The organism is Stutzerimonas sp. FeSN7 (assembly GCF_030263795.1).
Taxonomy (GTDB): Bacteria; Pseudomonadota; Gammaproteobacteria; order Pseudomonadales; family Pseudomonadaceae; genus Stutzerimonas; species Stutzerimonas stutzeri.
This window is the reverse complement of the sequence record NZ_JARPMN010000001.1, coordinates 2,344,044-2,367,549: the sequence shown is the minus strand read 5'-3', so window position 1 is coordinate 2,367,549 and position 23,506 is coordinate 2,344,044. Positions and strand designations below refer to the sequence as shown.

The following is a 23,506-nucleotide window of genomic DNA, read 5'->3' as shown; positions in this document are numbered from 1 at the left end:
TGCTCCGCAAATGACGTGCTTCGGACGCGATCAGGCTGGGGGGTCATGCCGATCCCTCCAGCAGGCTCAGCAGCCGATGGCTGTCGATCACGCTGCCGAACAGGCCGCCTTCCACCTCGATCATCGCCAGCGCAGCCGCATGCAGTTGCGGGTCGGCCGATGCGCAGGCGTCGCGGACGGTCAGGCAGTCGAAGCCAAGGTCGATGGCCTGGCGCAGCGTCGAGGCCACGCAGACCTCGGTGGTCACGCCGGTCAGGATCAGCCGCTCGATACCGCGACGGCGCAGGATCAGTTCGAGATCGGTATGGGCGAAGGCGCTGTAGCCCGGCTTGTCGATCACCGGCTCGCCGGCGCGCGGTTGCAGCTCGTCGATCAGGTCGTGACCGAATTCGCCGCGCACCAGCAGGCGGCCGAGGGGGCCGGGGCTGCCGATGGGACCGCCAGCGGCCTGGGCGCGGCGGCGCTTGGGCTCGGGCAGGTCGGAAAGATCCGGTCGATGGCCTTCACGGGTGTGCACCACCAGCATGCCCACGCCGCGGGCGCGATCCAGCAGCGCCTGGATCGCCGGGATCGGCGCGCGCAGGCGGCTGACATCCATGCCGGCCTGGTCGGCGTATCCGCCCAGCGCGCAGAAGTCGCGCTGCATGTCGATCACCAGCAGCGCCGTATGCTCGAGGAACAGCGGGTTCGTCGTCAGGCTCACAGCGCAAACTCCTTGCACACCGCGGCGGCAATGCCTTCGACGATGTCGTGGGCCAGCCGCTGGCCTTTCGCCGCGCTGGAGCCTCTGGCCGAGGACAGCACCCCGGAGGGCGGCACCCATTCGGTACGGGTGGGGTACATGTCGTAGGGCGGAAAGTCGGCCGGGGCGTCGTCGGGAATCTTCTCCATCGCGACCAGTTGCGGATGGAAATGCAGCATCAGCGAGGTCTCGATCACCGCGGCATGCTCCAGCGCGAAACCGGGAAAGCCTTCCGGGAAGATGTCGGTCAGGGTCTGCTCGTGGCAGAAATCCCAGTGCTCCAGGCGCATCACCTCCAGCCCGGCGTCCGGCCCGAGGTCGCGCAGCGCCAGCTGGATGCCCTCGGCGACGAACCACTGGTTCTCGTAATGGCCGAGCACCAGCACCAGGCGGCGCACACCGTGGCGATGGAACTCACGCACGGCGTCGCGCACCAGAGCGCTCAAGGTTGCGCCATCCAGGCTGGTGGTACCGCAGAAGTGCTGGCCGCCGCCGCATTTCGGTTGCGATTTGTAGCCGTATGACAACGCCGGTGCCACCAGCCCGCCGACTCGTGCCGCCACGTCCGCGCTGATGGCACTGGCCAGCAGCGCGTCGGTGCCCAGCGGCAGGTGCGGGCCATGTTGCTCGGTGGCGCCGCAGGGCAGAAAGACCACGGCGCCTTCGCGCACGCGGCGTTCGTAATCGACCCAGCTCAGTTGATCCATGTGCACGGTCATGCGCAGGTGCTCCTTGTCGCGATTGAAAGGGGACGTTCCGGCCAGCCGGCGATCAGCGCGGCGGTGGTGATCAGGGCGCCGCCGAGCCATTCGTTCGGGCCGATGGCGTGGCTGCCGAACCAGGCGGACGACAGCACCGCGGCTATCAGCTCGAACACCACCAGCACCGCGGCGCGGCCGGCTTCCAGATGAGTCAGGCCGTACTGCACGGCGGCCATGCTGACCAGGCAGCCGAGGGCGAGCAGGGCGATCTGCCAGCTCAGGGTCAGATCCAGGGGCGGAAGTGGCTGGCGCAGCAGCAGGCAGAACAGCCCACCGAGCAGCGCGCTGCCGACGAAACTGACCAGCGCCTTGCTCGCCAGTGGCACCCGGTCGGCGGCGCGAGTGGCGAGGTTGTTGAGGCTGAAGGCGAGGCCGGCGGAAAGCGCCAGCCAGTCGTTCGCGCCGGGCGCGTCCAGCGCTTCGCTCGTGACGCCGAGGGTCAGGCCGATGCCGAGCATCGCCAGCCCAAGGGCGAACAGCCGCGTGCCGCTGAGGCGTTCGCCCAGCAGCAGCCAGCCGCCGACCATCGCCCACACTGGCGCCAGGTAGAACAGCAGCATCACCCGCACCACGTTGCCCTCGGCCAGGGCGGTAACCAGGGCGGCGGTGGCCCAGCCACCGCACAGGCCCATGGTGAGCACCTGGCGATACTGGCTCGCCCACTGGCGGCGCTGCTGCCAGAGCACCGGCAACGCCAGCAGGCTGAGCAGCGAATAGGTCAGCAGCACCAGCGGCATGCCGGCCAGGCCGCGGGCCGCGAAGAACTGCAGCGGCAGCCAGCCCAGCCCCCACATGATGGCGCCGCCGATCAGCATGCCCTGTGGCATCAGGCTGTTCATGCGCCCATCCAGGAGCCGCCGTTGGGCCCGAGCAGCTGTCCGGTGAAATAGCTCGCCTGCGGCGAAAGCAGGAAGACGATGGCCGCCGCGACTTCCTCCGGCGTGCCCAGGCGCGCCATGGGGATCGCCAGCTCCTTGGCCATCCACTCGTCGCTCATGTGCTCCGGGCTGACCATCGCCGTGGCGATGGGGCCGGGTGCGACGCCATTGATGCGGATGCCGTCTGCAGCGAACTCGCGGGCCAGTGAGCGGGTCAGGCCGATCACCCCGGCCTTGGCCGTGCAGTAGGCTACGTACTGTTCGCGACCGAGAAATCCGAGGTCCGAGGCGATATTGACGATGGCGCCGCTGCGCCGCGGCTGCATCTGTGCCAGTGCATGGCGGCAGCAGCGGTAGACGCCGGCGAGATCGACGCCCAGCACCCTTGCCCAGTCCGCCTCGCTGGTTTCGAGAAAGGGCTTTTCCAGGATCACCCCGGCGTTATTGACCAGCAGATCCAGCGGTCCCTGTGCCTCGATGGTCTCGAACATTGCCGCGACCGCAGCCGGATCGCTGACATCGGCCTCGATGGCCCAGGCGCAGCCGCCGCTGGCGATGATCTGCTCGACCACTCGTTCCGCCAGGTCGTGTTGATCGCGATGATTGATCCAGACCCGCGCGCCTTCGGCGGCCAGCGCGAGTGCGGTGGCACGGCCGATGCCGGTCGCTGCGCCGGTGACCAGAGCGGTCAGCCCGGTAAGGATGGCAGCCATCAGTGCATCACCTCGCCGTGGCTGACCGACAGCGCCTGCCCGGTCAGGGCGGCGGCCAGCGGTGAGCCGAGGAACAGGAAGGTGCCGCCCAGATCGGCCGGTGTCAGCAGCTCCGGAATGGCCTGGTTGGCGAGTATCGCCGCGAGCTCGGCGCTGTCGCTGCGGCCGTTGGCGTCCGCCATCACCTTCAGCGAGCGCATGGCCGCATCGGTGCCGATCCAGCCGGGGCACACCGCGTTCACCCGGATGCGCCGCGGGCCCAGCTCCCAGGCCAGCGAGCGGGTCAGGCCGACCACCGCGTGCTTGCTGGCGACATAGGCGGAAAAGCCCGGCACGCCTTTCAGTCCCCAGATGGAGGCCTGGTTGATCACGCTGGCGCCAGCGCGCAGGCGTGGCAGCAATGCGCGGGTCAGGCGTTGCATGGAACCGACGTTGTTCTCCAGTAGGGCCGACCAGCGCTGATCGGCCTCGAAGCTGCACTCGCCCAGCGGCGTGGCGTACTCGACACCGGCGTTGTTGATCAGCACATCGGCGTTGAGGCCGCGGCAGGCGAGGTCATCGGCGTACTGCTGCACCGCCTGCCGATCGCCCAGGTCCAGTGCGGTGCAGTGCAGCGGCGTCTCGCCAGCGAGTTCGCCGGCGAGCCGGGCCAGGGCGTCGGCGTCACGGTCGAGCAGCTCCAGGGTGGCGCCAGCAGCGGCGAAACTCTGCGCCAGACCACGACCGATGCCCCCGGCGGCGCCGGTGATGACCACGCAACGGCCGCGGTAATCCAGTGCCTTGTGCATGTCACACCGCCGTCAGGAACGAGACGCCCACGGCGCCGTAGAAGTTGTCGGCCTTGTTCGGTCCTTCGCTGACCACCCCGTAGTCATCGTCCAGCACGCGGCGTACGCGGTAGCGGTGGAAGCTGCCGAGCAGCTTGCGCATCGGGATGACCTGGTTGTAGGTGCTGCCGTACAGCTCGGCGTGCAGCTTGGGCAGGCGATACCAGGGCGCCACCGGCTTCTCGTGGTGGGCGTTGTGGAAGGAAAAGTTGAGCAGCAGCAGGTTCAGCGCCGGCCAGCGCTCGGAAACCACGTTGCTGTAGGTGTTCTGCTGCTCGTAGCTGCGGTCGCGGCGCTTGTCCTCCGGCAGCTTGCCACCGTCCTCCAGCACGGCGAAGGCCTCGTAGGTGTGCTGATAGGCATCGGCGAAACGCAGCACGCTGAGCATGATCATCCAGGCCACGGCGTAGAGCAGCACGGCCTTCAGCGAGAGCACCGCGAGCCCGGCAAAGAGCAGTGTGCGAATGGCCAGCACCGCGGCGACCTTGCCGCGCCGGGCGCGGTGCTTGTCGTTGTCGGTGATGAAGGGAAGGGCGATCACATAGAAATGCATGATCAGTTCCACCGCCGGCACATAGGCCCATTCCAGCGCCAGCACCAGCTTCTGGAACCACAGCGGGCGTGCCTTGAGGAAGGCCTTGCTGTCGAAGGTGATCACGTCGGCGCGGTCGACGTGGTGGCGCATGTGCTTCTTGCGCAGGTCCTGGAACTCGGCGTAGCAGCTGCCGCACAGCCAGCTGCAGACATTGCCGGCCCATTCGTTGTGCTTGGGCACGCTGAAGATGGCGCCGTGGGCGAATTCGTGGATCAGGTAGGCGGCGATGATCATGCCGTGGGCCAGCAGCAGCGTGCCCAGCACGTTCAGCCAGCCGTTACCGGCGAACAGCAGAGCCACGCCGCCGCCGTAGGCGAGCGCGGTATAGAGGATCGCCAGCGTGTTGGGCAGGCGGCCATCGGCGTAACGGTACAGAGGTTTGGCAGTCATGGTTTTTCTCCAGCACAGGCGGGCGACGGCCCGCCCGGCGTCGGCTTACTGGGCGAGCGCTTCGGTGAACTGGGCGTCGTAGGTCTGGCTGAAATCCGGGATGGTCGGGATCTGCCCGTTGTCCTTGAGCAGCTTGGCGATGATCGCGCCGCTGCCATGGAAGGAATGGGTGTCGTCGCCTGGGGTGAAGCTCTTGCCCATCTCCGCTAGGGGGATGTTGTAGGCGCCGGCCATCTGCTCGACGGCTTCCTCGGCGCTGACGCCGAGCACCTCGCCGATGATCTTCGCCGACTCCTCGGGGTGCGCCTGCATGTAGGCCAGGCCGTCGAGATAGCCCTGGATCATTGCCTTGATGGCGGCGGGCTTCTTGGCGATCACCGCCTCGTCGAAGACCAGCACATCGGTGATCAGCCCCGGTGCGTCCTTGGACGAATAGACCACCTTGAATTTGTCGCCGCCGCCCATGGAGAGGATCTGCGAAACGTTGGGCTCGTAGGTCACGCCGACCGGCAGGTTGCCCGAGGCCATGGCGCCGGGGATGCCTTCCGGAGTCATGTTGACGGCGTCGATGTCCTTGTCGCTCATGCCGTTCTGCTGCAGCGCGTAGGCCAGCAGGAAGTCGGAGGGCGACAGCGGGTTGAAGCCGACCTTCTTGCCCTTGAAGTCGGCGATGGACTGGATCGACGCGTCGGCAACGATGGCGTCACCGCCGTTGGAGAAGTCGATGGGCATCACCACGCGGTGCTTCAAGCCCTTGGCGACCGAGGCCACTACCTGATCGTAGGTGAGCATGCCACCGTCCAGCGCGCGGCTCACCATGGCGGTGGGAATCAGCGCCGGGTCGTTGAAGAACTGCAGGTCCACGTCCAGGCTGTGGGGCTTGAACAGGTCGAGCTTGTCGGCGACATAGAAGGGGCCATAGCCGGCCCAGACCACGGTGCCGATCTTCAGCTTCTCGGCAGCCTGGCTGGCCAGCGGTGAAAACAACGTCGCGACGGCCAGGCCGGCGGCGAGGAGGGTCTTGTTCAGCGAGCGCAGTGTGGACATGGCGTGATTTCCCTACACATTGGAATGACAGGCACGGGATGACATCGCGTCTCCCGGGCTTTTATCCCTCCGTGTAGTCCCGTCCCTGGGACCGGAGAACTCTCGGACCAGCGCCCACTCCCTGTGAGCCGGAACCCTAGTTCTCCTTGAAGTTGCTCCTGATTGTGCCAAGCGTCATGAGTGCCGGAGGCGACTCATCCCGTGCAAGGGTGATAGAGCAGGTTGCGTGCCAGATGCGGTGGCTGGCAGCGAACTCGTGGAGTTTCAATGAGTTGCAGCTAGCGCCGGAGCCAACACGGGTGGCGCGCCCGGCACGGCGCTGCTCATTAATGGGGAGGCTTGCTCCGCGATAGTGCGGATGGTGCAGCTGATGACACCGTTCCGGCCCAACCGCCGCCACGGGCCAGGCGGCGCATGGGGCGGTCAGCCCGTTACGGCTTGGCAGAGGTCAGATCGGCACCGGCGCATCCTCGCGCAGCAGGCCGTCGTGCTTGAGGGTCTGCCAGAACTCGCGGGGCACCTGGGTGTTGAAGTATTCCATGTACTGCCGAGGACGCTCGGGATTGGCCGTGCCCGGGATGACCGAGGCGACCACCGGGTTGGCCAGGCAGAAGTGCAGGGCGGCGGCCCGCAGATCGACGCCGCAGCGCTCGGCAGCGGCCTTGAGCTGCTCCCTGCGCTGGGCGACCTGTGGTGGGATCTGGTCGTACTCATAGTGATCGCCACCGGCCAGGACGCCGGAGTTGAACGGCCCGCCAACGACGACGCCAACGTCGCGTGCCTGGCAGGTCGGGAACAGGGTGTCCAGCGCCTCGTCGTGCTCCAGCAGCGAGTAGCGGCCGGCCAGCAGGAACACGTTCGGGTCGCTCTGCTCCAGAGCCAGGCGGCATGGCTCGACCAGGTTGACCCCCAGGCCCCAGCCGCGAATCACGCCTTCATCGCGCAGCTGGGTCAGCGCCTTCGCCGCGCCGTTCATGGCCTGCTGGAAGTACTCGCGCCATTGCGGGCCCCATTGGTCTTCGGAAACGTCGTGGATGAACACCACATCGAGGCGATCGACGCCCATGCGCTCCAGGCTGTCCTCGATGGAGCGGCGTGCGCCGTCGGCCGAATAATCCGGCACGCGCTTGTTGGGCAGCTCGTCGACGAAGGGCTTGGCGTTTTCCGGCTGGCTGGCCGGCTGCAGCAGGCGCCCGACCTTGGTGCTCAGGACGTACTCGTCACGCGGCTTGCCACTCAGCAGGCGCCCGAAGCGCTGCTCGGCGAGGCCCGCGCCGTAGTGCGGCGACACGTCGTAATAGCGAAAGCCGGCGTCCCAGGCGGCATTGAGGGTGGCGTCCGCAGTTTCTTCGCTGAGCGGATGGAACATGTTGCCCAGCGGTGCGCCGCCGAGACCGATGCGTGGCAGGGTGATACGCATGGAGTCCTCCTTCGGATGCAGATGGTGCCGACCGGAGTCGGCGTGGCTCTGCATCGGAGGTCGGCCCGGCGCTGGATGTTCCGACAATGCGACGGGATGGCCGCAGTGCAACCCCGTCGCTCCTCGTCTGCCTCAGCTGCGACGCTTCAGATAGGTGCGCCAGCCGCCAAGTTCGGTGATGTCCTGGGCGCCGTCCAGGCCGTAGGGCTCGCAGATGAAGCCTGTTTCCCAGCGGCCGTCGGCGAGCTGCACCTTGCCCAGGCCGAGCGGTGCCGGAATGCCGGTGAGAAAGGAGCCGAGCTCCTGGCTCGGCAGCTCCCAGACTTCAACCTCGACGGCCGCTCCGCCTTCGGCGCCGCGAACCATGCCCGGGCGCAGCGGTGGCCCGCCGGCCAGCGCGTAGAGCTTGTAGTCCGGCGAGCTGCGGGTGGTTTCCAGCAGCCGTCCGCCACGCTGCCTGAGCTGCCAGTTCAGCGGCAGGCCGTCCAGGTGCGCTCCGCAGACCACCACGCGGGCGCGGTCGTTGCGTGCCGGATTCCGGGGCGGCGGGGTAATGAGCGCGTTGCCGCCGATCAACTTCAGCCCTGTCTGATGCTGCAGCGCATCGGCCAGGCTCAGCAGGTACTGGTCGGTGAACACCCGGCCGAACAGCGTCACGCCCCAGGGCAGGCCGTTGTGCATGGTGGCTGCCGGCACCGCGACAGCGGCGTAGTCGAGCATGTTCATGAAGTTGGTGTAGTAGCCCAGGTCCGAATTGCGCTTGACCGGCTCGGCGTGAAGTTCGGCGAGCGTCACCGGGCGCGGGTAGGCGGGCGTCAGCACACAATCGACCTCGGCCATCGTGCGGCCGCAGACGGCCTTGAGTTGCTGCAGGCGGTATTGCGCCTGGAACAGCTGCACGGCGGTGGTGCCGGGAGCTTTTTCCAGTACGGCCTTGATCACCGGTAGCACGGCATCCGGCTGCTGCTCGATCAGCGCGCCCGCCACGCTATAGCGTTCGGCGACCCAGGGGCCTTCGTAGAGCAGGCGTGCAGCTTCAAGAAAGGGCTCGAAGTCAATCTCAACCGGCTCGCCGCCGAGGGCTTTCAGATGCTCGATTGTGGCGGCGAACAACGCCGGGCTTTCGGCGCAGCCGAGAAATTCCAGCTGCTGGGGTATGCCGAAGCGGAAGGTCTTGATCTGGCCGAAGGCCGAGCCGTCATTCCACAGCGGGTTGCTGCGGCTGTACTCGTCGCGCGGATCGAGCCTGGCGGTGAGCGCCAGCAGCTGACTGGCTTCGGCCGCCGTCGCGGTGAAGAAGGTCACGCAGTCCAACGTACGGCAGGCCGGGACAACGCCGGCGGTGGAGATCAGCCCTTTGCTGGCCTTCAGACCCACCAGGTTGTTCAGTGCCGCCGGCACGCGGCCGGAACCGGCGGTATCGGTGCCCAGCGCGAAGCTTGCCAGCCCCAGCGCCACGGCCAGCGAGGAGCCAGCGCTGGAGCCGCCGGAGGGGTAGTCCGGGTGCACCGAGTTGCGGCATTCGCCATAGGGCGAGCGGGTGCCGTTGAGGCCGGTGGCGAACTGGTCGAGGTTGGTCTTGCCCAGCGGCACCGCGCCCAGGGCGATCAGCTGATCGACGATGGTGGCGCTGGTATTCGGTTTGTAGGCATATGCGGGACAGGCGGCGGTGGTGGGCACACCTGCCAGGTCGATATTGTCCTTGATGGCGAAGGGCACGCCGTAGAGCGGCAGCTCGGCGGGCGTCTTGCTCTCCAGCGTGGCCAGGTAGGGCTCAAGTTCCTCGGCGCTCAGCAGGTGGATAAAGGCGTTGAACTCGCCGTTGAGCGCGGCGGCCTTGTCGCGCAGGGCAATGATCAGCTGGCGCGGGGTGGTGTCCCCGGCAGTGTAGGCGGCGCTCAGGGTGGCGAGGCGCAGGTCAAAAGTCGTGGTCATCTCATGTCCCTCGTAGGGTGGAAAACGGCGAAGCCTTTCCCACCGCGATGTTCGTTGTCGGCCCGGTGGGCCGGTGGGTGGACAGGTGAAGCGCTGTCCACCCGACGTTGCTTCGGGTGCCGAGGGGCCTCACGCCTCCTCGATCACCACCACCCGCTGGCCTGCGCGCACCGGCGAGCCGGGCTGGGTGCGGACTTCCTTGACCACGCCGGCGACCGGCGCGGTGAGCGGAATTTCCATCTTCATGCTCTCGAGGATCACCAGCACGTCGCCGGCCTCGACCCGCGTGCCCTCCGCCACCGACACCTGCCAGAGGTTGCCGGCAATGTGGCTTTCGATGCCGTGCTGGCCGGCGCCGAGCGGGGCGTCCTCGCCGAGGTCGGCGGCGACTTCCTCGCTCTCGAAGTGCGCCTGGCCCGATTCGATCCAGCGCTGGCGCTCGGCGTCGAAGGCGCCGCGCTGCTGGCGGCGGAAGGCGTCGATGCTGTCGGCCTCGGCGGCAAGAAAGTCCTGGTAGTCGGACAGGCGCAGCTCGGTGTGCTCGATCTTCAGCGGGTAGCGGCCCAGCGGGAAATCGCGGCGGATCCTCAACAGCTCCTCGGCCGAGACCGGGTAGAAGCGGATCTGGTCGAAGAAGCGCAGCAGCCACGGCTGGCCGCCGAACGCCTCGACCGCGCGGTAGCGGTTCCACATCTGCAGGGTGCGGCCGACGAACTGGTAGCCGCCCGGGCCTTCCATGCCGTAGATGCACATGTAGGCGCCGCCGATGCCCACCGAGTTCTCCGCGGTCCAGGTGCGCGCCGGGTTGTACTTGGTGGTGACCAGGCGGTGGCGCGGGTCCAGCGGGGTGGCCACCGGCGCACCGAGGTAGACGTCGCCCAGGCCCATCACCAGGTAGCTGGCGTCGAACACCGTGCGGTACACCGCGTCGAGGTTGGGCAGGTCGTTGATGCGGCGGATGAACTCCAGGTTGCTCGGGCACCAGGGCGCGTCCTTGCGCACCGTGGTCATGTACTTCTCGATGGCCAACTGGCAGGCCGGGTCGTCCCAGGACAGCGGCAGGTGGACGATGCGCGAGGGCACCTTCAGATCCTGCGCGGCGCACACGGCTTCCCACAGGCCGGCGACGATCTCCAACAGATCTTCCAGCGCCAGGGTCTCGGGCTGGTAGTGCACCTGCAGGGAGCGGATGCCGGGGGTCAGGTCGATCACCCCATCGAGCTGCTTGGCTTCGAGGGCCTGCATCAGCGCATGGCCACGGAAGCGCAGCACAAGGTCCAGCTCCGGCGCGCCGATTTCCAGCAACAGGTGGGTGTCGCCGGAGAGGCGGGCGACCAGGCGGCTGTCTGCTTCACCGATATCGAGCACGATGGGCGACTGCAGCGCCACCGGCGTGGCGACCACTGCCGCCGGCGCGAGGCTGGCGCACTCGGCATCGGCGGCCTTGGCCAGCTGGCGTGCGGTCAGCACATCCACCGGGACGAAGCGCAGCTTGTCGCCGGCCTTTAGCTGGCCGAGCTGCCACAGATCCGCCTCGATGATGGTCACCGGGCAGACGAAGCCGCCCAGGCTCGGGCCGTCCGGGCCGAGGATCACCGGCATGTCGCCGGTGAAGTCCACCGCGCCGATGGCGTAGGGGTTGTCGTGGATATTGGATGGATGCAGGCCGGCCTCGCCGCCGCTCTCGCGCACCCACTCGGGTTTCGGGCCGATCAGGCGCACCCCGGTGCGGCTGGAGTTGAAGTGCACTTCCCAGTCGGTGGCGAAGAACTTGTCGATATAGCCTTCGGTGAAGTATTCCGGCGCGCCGTGCGGACCGTAGATCACCCGCAGCTCGCGCACCGCCGGCAGGGCGCTGCACAGCTCGGCGGCGTGCCTGGCGCCGGCCGACGAGTCGCTCAGCGGTGCCAGGTGCAGCACGTCGCCGGCACGCAGGGCGCGGCCGCCGTGACCGCCGAACTGGCCGAGGGTAAAGGTGCTCTTGCTGCCCAGATACTCCGGCACCTGCACGCCGCCGCGCACGGCCAGGTAGGAGCGGGCACCGGCGCCGGCGATGGTGCCGATGGTCAGGATGCTGCCGGCCTTGACCAGAATGGCGGTGCACATTGGCTGCGCGACGTCATCGAGCTTCACGGGGATCTCGGCGCCAGTCAGCGCCACCACCGCATCGGTGTTGAAGCGCAGGATCGGCCCGCTCATGGTGATTTCCAGCCCGGCGGCGTCCTCGGGGTTGCCCAAAAGGGCGTTGCCCAGGCGCAGCGCGCGGCTGTCCATCGGGCCGGACGGCGGCACACCCACCGCCCAGTAGCCGAGGCGGCCGGGGAAGTCCTGCACGGTGGTCTGGGTGCCGGCGCTGATCACCTCGAAGGTGCTGGCCGAGTAGCGCAGGCCTTCCAGGCAGCGGGTCCAGGGGTTGCCGCTGGCGAAGGGTGTAAAGCCGAGGATCTGGCGCAGGTAGTCGCGGTTGGTCTCCACGCCGTAGAGCAGGGTGTCGCCGAGGGCGGCGTCCAGCGCGACGCGGGCCTGTTCACGGCTCGGCGCCCAGCTGATGACCTTGGCGATCATCGGGTCGAAATACGGCGGGATCTCGCAGCCGGCCTCGACCCAGGTGTCGATGCGCAGGCTCTTGCCGTCGGCGGCCGGGAAGGCCACGGCGGTCAACAGGCCCGGGCTCGGCTGGAAGTCACGGCCCGGGTCCTCGGCGTAGACGCGCGCCTGGATCGCGTGGCCGCTCGGCTTGAGATCCTTCACCAGCTCGGCCAACGGCGGCAGGTCGCCGGCGGACAGCTCGATCATCCAGCGCACCAGGTCCACGCCCCAGACCTGCTCGGTGACGCCGTGCTCGACCTGCAGGCGGGTGTTTACCTCGAGGAAGTAGAAACGCTCGGCTTCGGCGTCGTAGACGAACTCCACGGTGCCGGCGCTGCGATAGCTGACCGCCTTGGCCAGGGTGATTGCCGCCTCGCACAGGGCCTCGGCCATGCCGGTCAGCAGGTTCGGCGCCGGGGTTTCCTCCAGCACCTTCTGGTTACGCCGCTGCACCGAGCAGTCGCGCACGCCCAAGGCGATGACTTCGCCGGCGCCGTCGCCGAACACCTGCACCTCCAGGTGGCGGGCGCGCTCGATGTATTTCTCGATGAACACGCCCGAATCGCTGAAGTTGTTCTGCCCCAGACGCTTGACCGCGTCGAAGGCATCAGTGAGCTCCGCCGCCGAGCGGCACACGCGCATGCCGATACCACCACCACCGGCGGTGCTTTTCAGCATCACCGGGTAGCCGACCTGCTCGGCTGCGCCGAGGGCATCGGCGAGGCTGTCGAGCAGCTCGGTGCCCTCCAGCATCGGTACGCCGCGTTGTTTGGCCAAGGCGCGGGCGGTGTGCTTGAGGCCAAACACCCGCAGCTGTTCCGGCGTCGGGCCGACGAAGGCGATCCCGGCGGCCTCGCAGGCTTCGGCAAACGCCGCGTTCTCGGAGAGAAACCCGTAGCCGGGGTGGATGGCTTTCGCGCCGGTTTCACGGGCGATGCGGAGAATCTTCTGCGCGTCCAGATAGGTCTGTGTGGCCGGGCCTTCGCCCAGGCTGTGGGCCTCGTCGGCCTGCTGCAGATGCAGGCTGGCGGCGTCGGCCTCGGAGTAGACGGCCACGCTGTTCACATTCAGGTTGCGCAGCGTACGCAGGATGCGGCAGGCAATGGCGCCGCGGTTGGCGATCAGCAGTTTGTCGAACATGGTCAGTAACCCTCGAAGGGCTGGCGGGCCGTCCCGCCTTTATTCATCAGTGCCACGGCCGTCCGTGGTTGGGGAGGGTTTCTTCGTTGCCGGCCGCTGGGGTCGCTGCCCGGCGCGTGCCTGCAGCAGCGGCAGCAGGTAGCGACGCAACAGCGGCATCAGTTCCACACCAGCACCTCGGCGGGCGTCGGGTTCCAGCCGTTGCAGGGGTTGTTCAGCTGCGGGCAGTTGGAGATCAGCACGATCACGTCCTGCTCGGCCTTCAGCTCCACATACTTGCCTGGCGCGGAGATGCCGTCGGCGAACGTCAGGCCGCCTTCGGGGGTCACCGGCACGTTCATGAAGAAGTTGATGTTGGCGCCAATGTCGCGCTTGGTCAGGCGACCGTCGTTGAGGCTCGCGCGCAGGAAGTTGTCACGGCAGCTGTGCATGTAGCGCTTGTCCAGCGCGTAGCGCACCACGTTGCTCTCCTGGGCGCAGGCCCCGCCGAGGGTGTCATGGCGGCCGCAGGTGTCGGCGGTGATGGTCAGAAGCGGATTGCCGAGGTTCGAATAGAGCACCGTGCCGGTGGTGAGGTAGACGCGGTTCTGCCGGCGCAGGGTGCGCTGTGGATCGTAGCGCTCGCGCGGGTTTTTCGCGCTGAAGAACAGCGTGTCCACCGCCTGGTTGCCTTCGAGATCGAGCAGGCGCAGGGTCTGTCCGGCCTTGACTTCGAACAGGTACGGTTCGCCGGCCGGGATCACATGGCGGAAGGCGGCGGTTTCGGGGTGCAGGCTGCTTTCGGTAAGGCTCATCGCGGCCACCTCCTCAGATGTACAGACGTTCGGTGTTGTGAAAGGCACGGCCGTTTTCCGGGCGCGAGGTGCGGCAGAGCACGCTGATGCCATCGCTCTCGACCTTGTGCCAGCTCAGCTGCACCGGTTTGGGTGCGTACAGCGGATTGGGGTCCAGCGGATGCTGCAGGGCAGTGAGGATCACCAGGGTGTCCATCGGTGCGTACAGTTCTATGTAATCGCCGGCCTTGGAGTGGCCCTGGTGGAAGGCGAAGGCGCCGTCGGCAGTGACGTCCACGCGACTGAACAGATTGAGCACCATGAGCAGGTCCTGCAGGTTCAGGTTCCACTTGCCCATTTCCACCAGCAGGTTGTCGGTGCCATTGCGGAAGAAGCCGTTGCGCAGTTCCTGATAGCGGCCCTGGCCGTACTTCTCCATGACTTCATCGGCGTTCAGCACGCCGCCGAAGCTGTCGTGCCAGCCGCAGGTGTCGGCCGTGATGGCGGCGAGTACGCGCCCCATGTCCGAGTACAGGCAATGCCCGGCGGTGAGCTTGGCGGTGTGCTGGCCCTTGAGGGTATCCGGCAGGTTCAGCCGCTCGCTCTTCTCCTGGGCGTTGAGCAGCATCAGGCTGACGTTGGCGCCGCCTTCGAGATCGGTCAGACGCAGCAGTTGGCCCCGCTTGAGGACGAAGGAGGTGTGGCCGCCGCCGGGAACGGTTTCTTCGTACAGCGTGGGGCGGATCGCGAGTGAAGCACTCATGTCAGGCTCCTTGATAGGCAGTGCGAAATGGGTCGGCGAGGGCGGTCGGCAGACCTGCGGACGCGCCGGGAGCATGGCGGCCCTCGTGCAGTGGAATGTCGTAGGTCACCCGTGCGCCATAGGCACCCGGGGCGTGGGGATCGATGCGCGGTTTGTCGAAGACCAGGATGCGGCTGCCGAGGGTGAAGCCTTCCGAGAGGTCATGGGTGACCATGAACACCGTCAGCCGGGTTTCCCGCCACAGCTCCAGCAGCAGCTCATGCATGTCCTTGCGAATGCCGGGGTCGAGGGCGCCGAAGGGCTCGTCCAGCAACAGTACGCGGGGCTTCATCACCAGTGCCTGAGCGATGGCAAGGCGCTGCTGCATGCCGCCGGAGAGCTGTGCCGGGTACTTGTCCAGCGCATGGCCGAGGCCGACCTTGTGCAGCATCTGCGCGGCCTGCTCACGGGCATCGCGCTTGCGGCGTCCGAGCAGACGACCCAGCAGTGGGGCGCGCGGCAGTTCCAGGCCGAGGGCGACGTTGTCCAGCACCGTCAGGTGCGGAAATACCGAGTAGCGCTGAAAAACCACGCCGCGGCTGGCGTCCGGTTCGTCTGCCAATGGCTGGCCATCCAGCAGGATCTCGCCACGGCTGGGCGCTTCCTGGCCGAGCAGCAGCCGCAGGAAGGTCGACTTGCCGCAACCGGAGGCACCGACCAGGGTGCAGAACTCACCTTCGGCAATCTTCAGGTTCAGGCGCTCCAGCACCACCTGGTCGCCATACTGCTGCCAGACATTCCTGACCTGGATGAACGGTCTGGCATCGCCTGCGCTGCGGCTTATAGGTGCGTCGTGCTCCAGGTGGGCGACGGATCCGCCCGCAACGGCTGCGCTCTTTCTGTCGCTCATGCCTTGGCTCCTTCATACCAGGGGAACAGCAGCTGGGTCAGGCGCCGCAGCGAGAAATCCATGGCCCACGCCAGCAGGGTGATCCAGGCGACGTAGGGCAGGATCACGTCCATGGCCATGTAGCGGCGTACGAGGAAGATGCGGTAGCCGAGCCCGTCCGTGGAGGCGATGGCTTCGGCGGCGATGAGGAACAGCCAGGCCGAGCCGAGCACCAGGCGCAGGCTGATGAGCAGGCGCGGCAGCAGCTGCGGCAACACCAGGCGCAGGATCAGCGTCCAGGTGTTGGCGCCGAGGGTCTGCGCCTTGATCAGCAGTTCGCGGGGTATCTCGCGAGCACGCTGCTCGAGGTCGCGGGCGAGGATCGGGGTGATACCGATGACGATCAGCATCACCTTGGACAGCTCGCCCAACCCGAACACGATGAACAGGATCGGCAGGATCGCCAGCGGTGGCACCATCGACAGCACGGTTAGCAGGGGCGACAGCGGCGCACCGAAAAGCGGCAGGGTGCCAGCGGCGACGCCCAGGCAGAGGCCGGCCACGGCGGCGATGGCCAGTCCGCTACCGAGGCGCTTGAGACTCGAGGCGGTGTCCTGCCAGAACAGGTAGTCGCCCGAGCGCTTGTCCGGGGTGAAGGCGAGGCGTTCGACAGCCGCGCTCATCTGGCCGAAGCTGGGCAGGAGCTTGTCGTTGGGATTGATTTCCAGGCGCTGGGTAGAGCTGGTCAAGTACAGCGCCAGCAACAGGGCGAAGGGCAGTATGGCCAGAGCAAGCCAGCCGCTGCGGCTCGGCGTTCGATTGATCAGGCGCATGGGCAGGTGCCCCACTGCGAGGCAGCCGCGGGGGCGGGTAGAGCGGCGAGTGGCAGAGCCGATACGAGCGGGCACATGGCAAACCCTCCAGTGTTTGGGGATGGCGCAGGAGCTGCGTGCGGATCACGCTGTTCTCCCGGGCTTTTATCCCGCCGTGTAACCTCACTGGAGGTCGCCAACTCTCGGACCAGCCACTCGCGAGCGAGTCGGAACCCTAGTCGGCTATTTCGAATTGTCGCAGCAGCTTCACCTGCAGGATCGACAAAGCAAGAGCGGTGCCAAGGCAGGATTGGCAGGTGTCAGCGGCTTTTGCGCTGAGCCAAGGCTGGCGAGACGCCCCTTCATGGGGCATGAGACGGGGTGCTGCCTGTTTTTCGGGCAGGCCGCGCCGCGTTGTGGTGCACGCGGCGCGGGGCGTACCTCAGAGCCTGAGCTGGCCGATGGCGCGACTGAGGTCGGTGGAGAGGGCGGCGAGTTCGGCGCTGGTGCTGGCGGAGCTGACGGTCTGCTCCACGGTGCGCTCGGTGACGTCGCGAATGCCGGTAACCGAGCGGTTGAGCTCCTCGGCGACCTGGCTCTGCTGCTCGGCGGCCACGGCGATCTGCGTGTTGCTTTCGCGCATCTGCGCCACGGCTTCGGCGATGGCTTCCAGGGCTTGGGCGGCCTCGTGTGCCTCGCGCACGCAATCGTCGGCCTTGAGCGAGCTCTCCTGCATGAATTCCACGGCATCGCGGGTCATCGATTGCAGTCCGGTGATCATCTGGGTGATCTCGTCGGTGGAGTCCTGAACGCGCTTGGCCAGGTTGCGTACCTCGTCGGCCACCACCGCGAAACCGCGACCCTGCTCACCGGCGCGGGCGGCTTCGATCGCAGCGTTGAGTGCCAGCAGGTTTGTCTGCTCGGCGATGCTGTGAATCACGCTGACCACACCGTTGATCTTCTGGCTGTCGGCAGCGAGCTGCTCGATCATCTCTCCGGTCTGCTGCACACCCTGGGACAGGCTGGAAATGGATTTCTCCACCCGCCCGACCACCCGATGGCCGTCGCCTGCAAGGCGATCGGCGTTCTGCGACAGGTCGCGGGTTTCGCGGGCATGTTCGGCAATCTGATGCACCGTCGCGCTCATCTCGTTGATCGCCGTGGCTGCCTGGTCGGTTTCGCCTTGCTGGCCGCGCATGCCGCTATGCACATCGTTCATGCTCGAGGCCAGCCGGCTGGCGCCCTGATCCAGGCGCGCGGCGGCCTGGGCGACGGTGCTGACGACGCGCTGATAGCCGCCCTGCATCGCATTGAACGCGCCGGCCATCTGACCGACTTCGTCACGGCTGTCCAGCGGCACGCGGGCCTGCAGGTCGCCGCTGCGCTCGACGTGCAGCATGACGTCCTTGAGCGTGTTCAGGTGGCTGAGCAGGAAACGGATCAGCAGCTGCGAGGCGGCGAGCAGACCGAGCATCAGCACGGCGACGGCGGCGGCATAGCTGAAGAAATGTTGCCCCAGCACCTGGATCACGCTGGGCGCGCGAGCCATAACCGCGAGCCTCTGACCGTCGGGCCGGGACAGCATTTCCACACCGATCAGCGGATGGGTGGAAAACAGGCGGTCGTGGTCCAGTGCTGTCCAGCCGGAGTCGGCCAGTGACTGACGTCCGATCACGGCGCGCTGCCCCGCGGGATAGAGGGTCAGATCAGCGGCCTGCGGCAATGCCGCGTCATTCGGCCAGGCTGCCAGCACGCTTGCGCGCGCCTGGGCGGCACTGCGGGCATCGGCACTGCGTGCGCTCTGCTCCAACTGCACGGCGTAAAGCACCAGCAACAGGGCGATGACGAAGCTCACCATGTTGAGCGCCCAGAACTTGTACTTGAGCGACAGATCGCGAATCCAAACGGCCATGGCTGCTCTTCTTCTATTTGAGGGTTCCCGGAGCGCGGCTTGGCGCTTTCGGCACGACGGGATAATTAACGGCCGCCGGGCGCGGAGCTTGAGTGCAATCTGCGAATCAATCGATGTCCGGCAGGCCGAAGAACTGGCGCGCCGTCAGGGTTGTATGCGCGGCCAGCTGAGCTTCGCTTTCGCCACGATGGCGGGCCCCCTCGCGCAGCACTTCCGGCAGATACGCCGGTTCGTTATGTCCGCTTTTCGGCTTTGGTCGCAGGCTGCGAGGCAGCAGGTAGGGGGCGTCGCTTTCCAGCATCAGCCGGTCCGCACGGATGTCCCGCACCAGAGGATGCAGATGGGTGCCTCGCCGCTCATCGCAGATCCAGCCGGTGATACCGATGTGCAGATCGAGGTCGAGATAGGCATACAGCGCCCGCTTGTCGCCGGTGAAGCAATGCACGACCGCTGCACTCAGCCGATCACGGAATGGTTTCAGGATCGCCACCAGTCGTTCGCTGGCGTCCCGTTCGTGGAGGAACACCGGCATTGCGCTTTCCACTGCGAGTTGCAGTTGCTCTTCCAGGGCGCGTTCCTGTTGCGGTCGGGGCGAGAAGTCGCGGTTGAAGTCCAGCCCGCACTCACCGACGGCACGCACCTCGGGCTCGGCCAGAAGAGCGCGCAGCTGGCTGGCGTTGTCCCCGGTCCACTGGCTGGCGTCATGCGGGTGCACGCCGGCGGTGCTGAACAGGTGCTGGCGGGATTCGTCGAGTTCACGGCACAAGGTCAGGGCGGCTTCGCTTTCCGCGAGGCTCGTGCCAGTCAGCACCATCTGGGTCACACCGGCGGCTCTGGCGCGCTCCACCACCGCGGAGGGGGCGGAGGCGAACGAGCGGTGAGTCAGGTTGACGCCGATATCCACGAGTTGCATGAGAACCTCTAAAAAGTAAATGTTATTTAAATCAAATAGATAGGAAATATAGCTAAACCAGTTTTTCAGGCGAAACTGGCGCATTCGTTCGAGCTGTGCGAATCTTTGCCACCTTTTGCGGGCAGGGAGCACCGCATCAGCGTTCTTCGTGTCCCAAACCGGTACATCTTCGATGTCACGATTGCTGCCACTTCTGCTCTGTCTGTTGCTGGGTTCGCTGCCGCTCACGGCAAGCGCCCGCATGGCCGGACCGGAGGCCTGGCAATCGAGCGACAAGGTACGTGATCTCGCCGAAATCCGCCGCAGCGGCGTGTTGCGAGTGCTGGTCAACCAGAGCCGCAACAGCTCCGGTGAGATCAAGGGCGAGGCGATCGGCGTGGAGTACGCCCGCTTGCGCGCCTTCGAACAGTACCTGAACCGCAACGCCGCATCCGGAAAGGCCATCACCCTCAAGATCGTTCCCAAGGCTAAGGATCAGTTGCTCGGAGCGCTGCAGCGCGGCGAAGGGGATCTGGTTGCACCCGGGGAGCTGCTTCCACTGACCGGTATGAAGGGCATCAGCCGCAGCCGACCGGTGGTCAGCGACGTTGCCCTGGTGCTGGTCAGCCGCCAGGGTGGGCCGCGCTACCAGCGCCTCGAACAGCTCTCCGGGCGCAGCCTGGCGCTGCCGCCGGGCAGCGCGGCCGGGCCTGCACTGGCGCAGCTGAACAAGCAGCTGATGGAGCGCAAGCTGGCCCCCATTGTCGCCGAGTGGGTCGACCCGACGCTGGCGGTGGAGGATGTGCTGGAGATGGTGCAGGCCGGGGTCTACCCGGCGACAGTCGTCGAGCAGACCATCGCCCAGCGCTGGGCCAAGGTCATGCCGAAGCTGCGCATCGAGCAGCACCTGAGCCTTGGCGAGAAGACCAGCATGCACTGGTTCGTGCGCAAGGAGGCCAGCATGCTCCGGGCCAGTGCCGATCGGTTCCTGAAGGACTATGACCTCCCCGACAATCAGGATGCAGCGTTCGAACGGGTCTACCGGCGGCTGTACAAGGTGCAGTATCCGCTGGATCGGGTTGGCCGCCAGCGCCTGGAAAAGGTCCGTCCGACCCTGCAGCGCTACGCCGAGCAGATCGAGCTGGACTGGCTGAATCTGGCCGCGCTGGCGTTCAAGGAGTCGACGCTCAACCCCGCCGCACGAGGCGCAGGCGGTGCCACCGGCCTGATGCAGGTGACGCCGGCGACCGCGCGCGCAATGGGCGTGAGCAGCGTCCAGCAGCTGGACAACAATGTGCAGGCCAGCGCCAGGTACCTGGCCAATATCCGTCGCAACCATTTCGCCAGCCCGCGGTTGAACGAGCGCGAGCGCATGGCGTTCATTCTCGCTGCCTACAACCTGGGGCCGCAGCGCGTGCAGAGCATGCGCGCCGAAGCCAGGCGGCGCGGCCTCAACCCGGACCAGTGGTTCTTCCAGGTCGAGCGCATCGCCATGGAAACGGTCGGCATGGGAGTCGTGGCCTACGTCAACAGCGTCAACAAGTACTACCTGGCCTACCAGCGCGAACGCTATCTGCTGGAGGCGGACCGCAAGACCGCCGCCAACTGACCCGCTCAGCGAGTCCGATCCTCCTGCACAACCGCGAGCAGACGCAGGCGCTCACTGTCGCTGAAGCGCTGTGCTTCAAGCCGCTCGACGGCGGCACGGCGTTCGACCTCATCCAGCCCGCGGGCGGTTTCGATACGGGTACGCTCCTGCTGGTAGCTGGCGACGCGCTGCTGCCACTGCCGTCGTTGCAGATCCAGTGCCTCCAACCGATCCGCTGCCTCGCTGCCGACCAGTTGTTGGCGCAGCTGCCGCAGCTGCTGTGGACCCGCTCCGTTCGCCAGCAGGGCGGTGGTCTGCTCACGCAGTTCGGTCTGCAGCTGGGGCATCAGCAGGTCCTGCAGTTCAGCGGGCAGCCCGGCTCGCAGCTGGTCGATCGCGCGACCCTTGGCATCGCTGTCCAGCGCGGGATCGAAGCGAATGGCCAACCGCTCCAGACTGAAATGGTCATAGGCTTCTTCCAGGCCGAAGAACGCCTGGTGAGTCGCCGGATCGAGCGCGTGCGCGCGCAGCGCTCGTACGGCGCTCAACCGGTCCCGCATCGAGGCGAGGTCCGCAACCCGAGGATGCTGCGCTTCGAAATCACCGAGTTGGCGCTTGTAGTTGAGATATTGGTTGAGCACGGCAAGTGCCTGCGCCTGGGCAGGCTCCGGCAATTGCGCAGCGATATGGTGCCGCAGGCGCTCGATGCTCTGTTTGAGCGGCTCCTCGCCAATGGCGCTGAGGAAGTAGTCGAACAGCTGACGCAGCTCTGGACCGATGATCAGGTTGCCGGCGGCGTCCAGCTGGAACTGGCCGTCGACCTCGGTGCCCTTGAAGGAGGCGGGCAGCTTCGCCATGACCTGCGGTGCCGCGCCGGTCGCTGTGCGCTGGGCAGGACGAGCGGCAGTGAGGTTGGCGGCGGGAGACGATGCGGGTGCTTCTGCCACCGGCGTCACGGTGGTTTCGGGCCGGGCGATAAAGAAGCCCAGGCCCAGCGCGATGGCCAGCGGCAACAGAAGGATGGATCTGCTCATGGACTCGCCTTTCGGTAGCGGCCGGGATCGATGATCCCGGCCTGGTTCAAGGAAACGGCTGCGTCAGAGCCCCGCGTTCTTCAATCGGTTCGCGTGCTGGCGGTAGACGCTGACAGGATCGGTCTCGAACAGGCTGGTCAGCCCCATGAACTGGTTGACCTCGTCCAGATGGTTCATGCGGTAGTTGTCGCGGATCACCATCCCCAGGTGCGAGCTGCAGCGTCCGACCAGCCCGTCATTGGGTCCGCTGAAGGCCAGCGAGCCTGCGCCCATCATGGCGTCGCTCACGTCCAGCGGATTGGTCAGCGGACTGGTGCCGCTCCAGGAGTAGTAGTGCACGCCATTGACCTTGTAAGCGCCTTCGCCGCATGCGGTGGTGGGTATGCCCTGGGGGAACTTGGCATTGAAGCGGGCCGCGCCCTCGCTGTTGAGCGATTCCAGCGAACCCAGGGAGTTCTGCGGAGCGGTGCTGGAACTGCCGGAGACGAAGTTGATGAACGCGCCCATGGCGTTCACCAAGCCGGCGATTATGGCCTCACCGGATGAACCCTCTGGAACCTTGCGGATCAGATCCGCCACGTCCGAGCCCTTGTGGGGCGCGCCGACACTGGTGACCGAGGCGATCAGGTCCGGCCGTACGCCTGCCACGTACCGGATGGTCGGTCCGCCGTGGCTGTGGCCGATCAGGTTGACCTTCGGCTTGCCGCTGATAGCAACGATTTCCTCGACCTGGGCCAGCAGTTCCTCGCCACGCAGTTCCGATGTGTTGAGCTGGCTGACTTCGGTGACATAGACCTGCGCGCCGTCTCGGCGCAGCGCACTAGGGATGCCATACCAATAGTCGATGCCCAGCAGACTGTCGAAACCCAGCATGCCGTGGGCGAGCACGATCGGGTACTTCGTGGCGGTGTAGCCGCTGCCGGTGGCAGCGAATGCCTGACCGGAAAGCGCCAGGGCGCTTCCGAGACAGAGGGCGAGCAAGGTTTTGTTCTTGTTCATGGACGCACTCTTCGAATGTGAATCGGGCTATGGGGCAGTCCCTTGCCGTTCACCGCGCATGGCGCGTACTGCGCCCTTGCCAGCGCAGCATTCGTGCCAGAGCCGACCCACTCGGCAGCGTCCGCTCTAACTGGCGGATCGCAGCGATGCGGCTAGCGTTGCGCTACCAGGCGGGTTGGGCGTGCCTGTTACGAAGCGAAACGCCGGAGTGGGTGATTAGGTGATGATCTGGCTTTTTCGCAGAACATGAGCGTTTAAAGCCTGCATGATCGACGATTATCGTGACTAAATGTTCTGTATCCGACTGCCTGGTCATGGATAATCGATGGCGACGACGTACCAGAGCTTTGTTCCGGTCGGCGTCTGCACCTGCACCTCGGCGTCCAGCGCCTTGCCAACCAGTGCGCGGGCGAGGGGTGAATCGATGCTGATCATGCCCTGGCGCAGGTCCAGCTCATCGGGACCGACGATGCGGTAGCGCGCCTGCTCACCGTCTTCATCCTCGAGCGTCACCCAGGCACCGAAGTACACCTTGTTGGGGTCGCTGGGTCGTTCGCTGACAACTTTCAGCTTTTCCAGACGCTTGGTTAGAAAGCGAACACGGCTGTCGATCTCGCGCAGCATTTTCTTGCCGTAGGTGTACTCGGCGTTCTCCGACCGGTCGCCCTGGGCGGCGGCTTCGCTGACCGACTGGGTAACCTGTGGTCGCCTGACATGCCACAGTTCGTGCAATTCGGCGCGCAGCCGGGCCTCGCCTTCTGGTGTGATCAGCGGCGTGCCGGCCGGGCGGGGTGGGCGATAACGGCTCATTGAATTCCGACCTCGCTG

At 66.5% G+C, this 23,506-nt stretch carries 20 protein-coding genes and 2 riboswitches; of the genes, 1 reads left to right on the top strand and 19 read right to left on the bottom strand.

From position 1 onward, the window contains the following. Positions 1-43: 43 nt before the first annotated feature. The 16 genes from P5703_RS11050 to P5703_RS10975 form a co-directional block, all read right to left on the bottom strand. Positions 44-703, bottom strand: coding sequence for a cysteine hydrolase family protein (locus P5703_RS11050; protein ID WP_285586768.1), 660 nt, complete (start codon positions 701-703; stop codon positions 44-46). Continuing rightward, a complete protein-coding gene (locus tag P5703_RS11045; RefSeq protein ID WP_014596624.1) occupies positions 700-1,461 on the bottom strand; it encodes a creatininase in 762 nt (253 codons plus the stop codon). Before P5703_RS11045 ends, P5703_RS11050 begins: the two co-directional genes overlap by 4 nt. Beyond that, positions 1,458-2,342, bottom strand: coding sequence for a DMT family transporter (locus P5703_RS11040; protein WP_279641698.1), 885 nt, complete (start codon positions 2,340-2,342; stop codon positions 1,458-1,460). The genes P5703_RS11045 and P5703_RS11040 overlap by 4 nt, the downstream gene beginning before the upstream one ends. Continuing rightward, complete coding sequence (locus tag P5703_RS11035; protein ID WP_279641699.1) at positions 2,339-3,094, bottom strand: SDR family NAD(P)-dependent oxidoreductase; 756 nt, start codon at positions 3,092-3,094, stop codon at positions 2,339-2,341. The genes P5703_RS11040 and P5703_RS11035 overlap by 4 nt, the downstream gene beginning before the upstream one ends. Continuing rightward, on the bottom strand, positions 3,094-3,882 hold the full coding sequence (locus tag P5703_RS11030; protein ID WP_151320633.1) for an SDR family NAD(P)-dependent oxidoreductase: 789 nt from the start codon (positions 3,880-3,882) through the stop codon (positions 3,094-3,096). The genes P5703_RS11035 and P5703_RS11030 overlap by 1 nt, the downstream gene beginning before the upstream one ends. 1 nt (position 3,883) lies before the next feature. Then, the gene (locus P5703_RS11025) at positions 3,884-4,906 is read right to left on the bottom strand and encodes a fatty acid desaturase family protein (RefSeq protein ID WP_151320634.1); all 1,023 of its coding nucleotides are present in this window, start codon (positions 4,904-4,906) and stop codon (positions 3,884-3,886) included. Between the two features lie 45 nt (positions 4,907-4,951). Beyond that, complete coding sequence (locus P5703_RS11020; protein WP_279641700.1) at positions 4,952-5,953, bottom strand: ABC transporter substrate-binding protein; 1,002 nt, start codon at positions 5,951-5,953, stop codon at positions 4,952-4,954. A gap of 48 nt (positions 5,954-6,001) precedes the next feature. Beyond that, positions 6,002-6,104: riboswitch (guanidine-I (ykkC/yxkD leader) on the bottom strand. 297 nt (positions 6,105-6,401) lie between these two features. Further along, on the bottom strand, positions 6,402-7,373 hold the full coding sequence (locus P5703_RS11015) for an aldo/keto reductase (protein WP_279641701.1): 972 nt from the start codon (positions 7,371-7,373) through the stop codon (positions 6,402-6,404). 132 nt (positions 7,374-7,505) lie between these two features. Continuing rightward, positions 7,506-9,308, bottom strand: coding sequence for an allophanate hydrolase (gene atzF / locus P5703_RS11010; protein WP_285586755.1), 1,803 nt, complete (start codon positions 9,306-9,308; stop codon positions 7,506-7,508). Between the two features lie 129 nt (positions 9,309-9,437). Then, complete coding sequence (gene uca, locus P5703_RS11005) at positions 9,438-13,037, bottom strand: urea carboxylase (RefSeq protein WP_242100036.1); 3,600 nt, start codon at positions 13,035-13,037, stop codon at positions 9,438-9,440. Between the two features lie 158 nt (positions 13,038-13,195). Then, the gene (locus tag P5703_RS11000) at positions 13,196-13,831 is read right to left on the bottom strand and encodes an urea amidolyase associated protein UAAP2 (protein ID WP_011913149.1); all 636 of its coding nucleotides are present in this window, start codon (positions 13,829-13,831) and stop codon (positions 13,196-13,198) included. Between the two features lie 13 nt (positions 13,832-13,844). Beyond that, complete coding sequence (locus P5703_RS10995) at positions 13,845-14,573, bottom strand: urea amidolyase associated protein UAAP1 (RefSeq protein WP_045632794.1); 729 nt, start codon at positions 14,571-14,573, stop codon at positions 13,845-13,847. A gap of 1 nt (position 14,574) precedes the next feature. Continuing rightward, positions 14,575-15,462 carry an ABC transporter ATP-binding protein gene (locus P5703_RS10990; protein ID WP_242100035.1) on the bottom strand — a complete coding sequence of 296 codons (888 nt, stop codon included), beginning with the start codon at positions 15,460-15,462 and terminating at the stop codon, positions 14,575-14,577. Next, positions 15,459-16,274, bottom strand: coding sequence for an ABC transporter permease (locus tag P5703_RS10985; RefSeq protein WP_013982717.1), 816 nt, complete (start codon positions 16,272-16,274; stop codon positions 15,459-15,461). The genes P5703_RS10990 and P5703_RS10985 overlap by 4 nt, the downstream gene beginning before the upstream one ends. 131 nt (positions 16,275-16,405) lie before the next feature. After that, a riboswitch (guanidine-I (ykkC/yxkD leader) is annotated at positions 16,406-16,503 on the bottom strand. A gap of 192 nt (positions 16,504-16,695) precedes the next feature. Beyond that, positions 16,696-18,165 (bottom strand): methyl-accepting chemotaxis protein, encoded by a 1,470-nt coding sequence (locus P5703_RS10980; protein WP_125850251.1) that lies wholly within the window; start codon positions 18,163-18,165, stop codon positions 16,696-16,698. Between the two features lie 106 nt (positions 18,166-18,271). After that, on the bottom strand, positions 18,272-19,078 hold the full coding sequence (locus P5703_RS10975) for a TatD family hydrolase (RefSeq protein ID WP_242100848.1): 807 nt from the start codon (positions 19,076-19,078) through the stop codon (positions 18,272-18,274). A 172-nt stretch (positions 19,079-19,250) separates the two neighbouring features. On the opposite strand from P5703_RS10975, the gene P5703_RS10970 reads away from it, so the two are divergent. Continuing rightward, entirely contained in the window at positions 19,251-20,666 is a 1,416-nt protein-coding gene (locus P5703_RS10970; protein WP_242100034.1) for an MltF family protein, read from the top strand. Between the two features lie 5 nt (positions 20,667-20,671). On the opposite strand, the gene P5703_RS10965 is transcribed toward P5703_RS10970, so the two are convergent. The 3 genes from P5703_RS10965 to greB all read right to left on the bottom strand — a co-directional run bounded on the left by P5703_RS10965 (position 20,672) and on the right by greB (position 23,488). Then, complete coding sequence (locus P5703_RS10965; protein ID WP_049324412.1) at positions 20,672-21,679, bottom strand: lipase secretion chaperone; 1,008 nt, start codon at positions 21,677-21,679, stop codon at positions 20,672-20,674. A gap of 63 nt (positions 21,680-21,742) precedes the next feature. Next, the gene (locus tag P5703_RS10960) at positions 21,743-22,678 is read right to left on the bottom strand and encodes a triacylglycerol lipase (RefSeq protein ID WP_011913157.1); all 936 of its coding nucleotides are present in this window, start codon (positions 22,676-22,678) and stop codon (positions 21,743-21,745) included. A gap of 312 nt (positions 22,679-22,990) precedes the next feature. After that, positions 22,991-23,488: a transcription elongation factor GreB gene (gene greB, locus P5703_RS10955; protein WP_013982722.1), complete on the bottom strand. Its 498-nt coding sequence runs from the start codon at positions 23,486-23,488 to the stop codon at positions 22,991-22,993. Positions 23,489-23,506 lie beyond the last annotated feature (18 nt).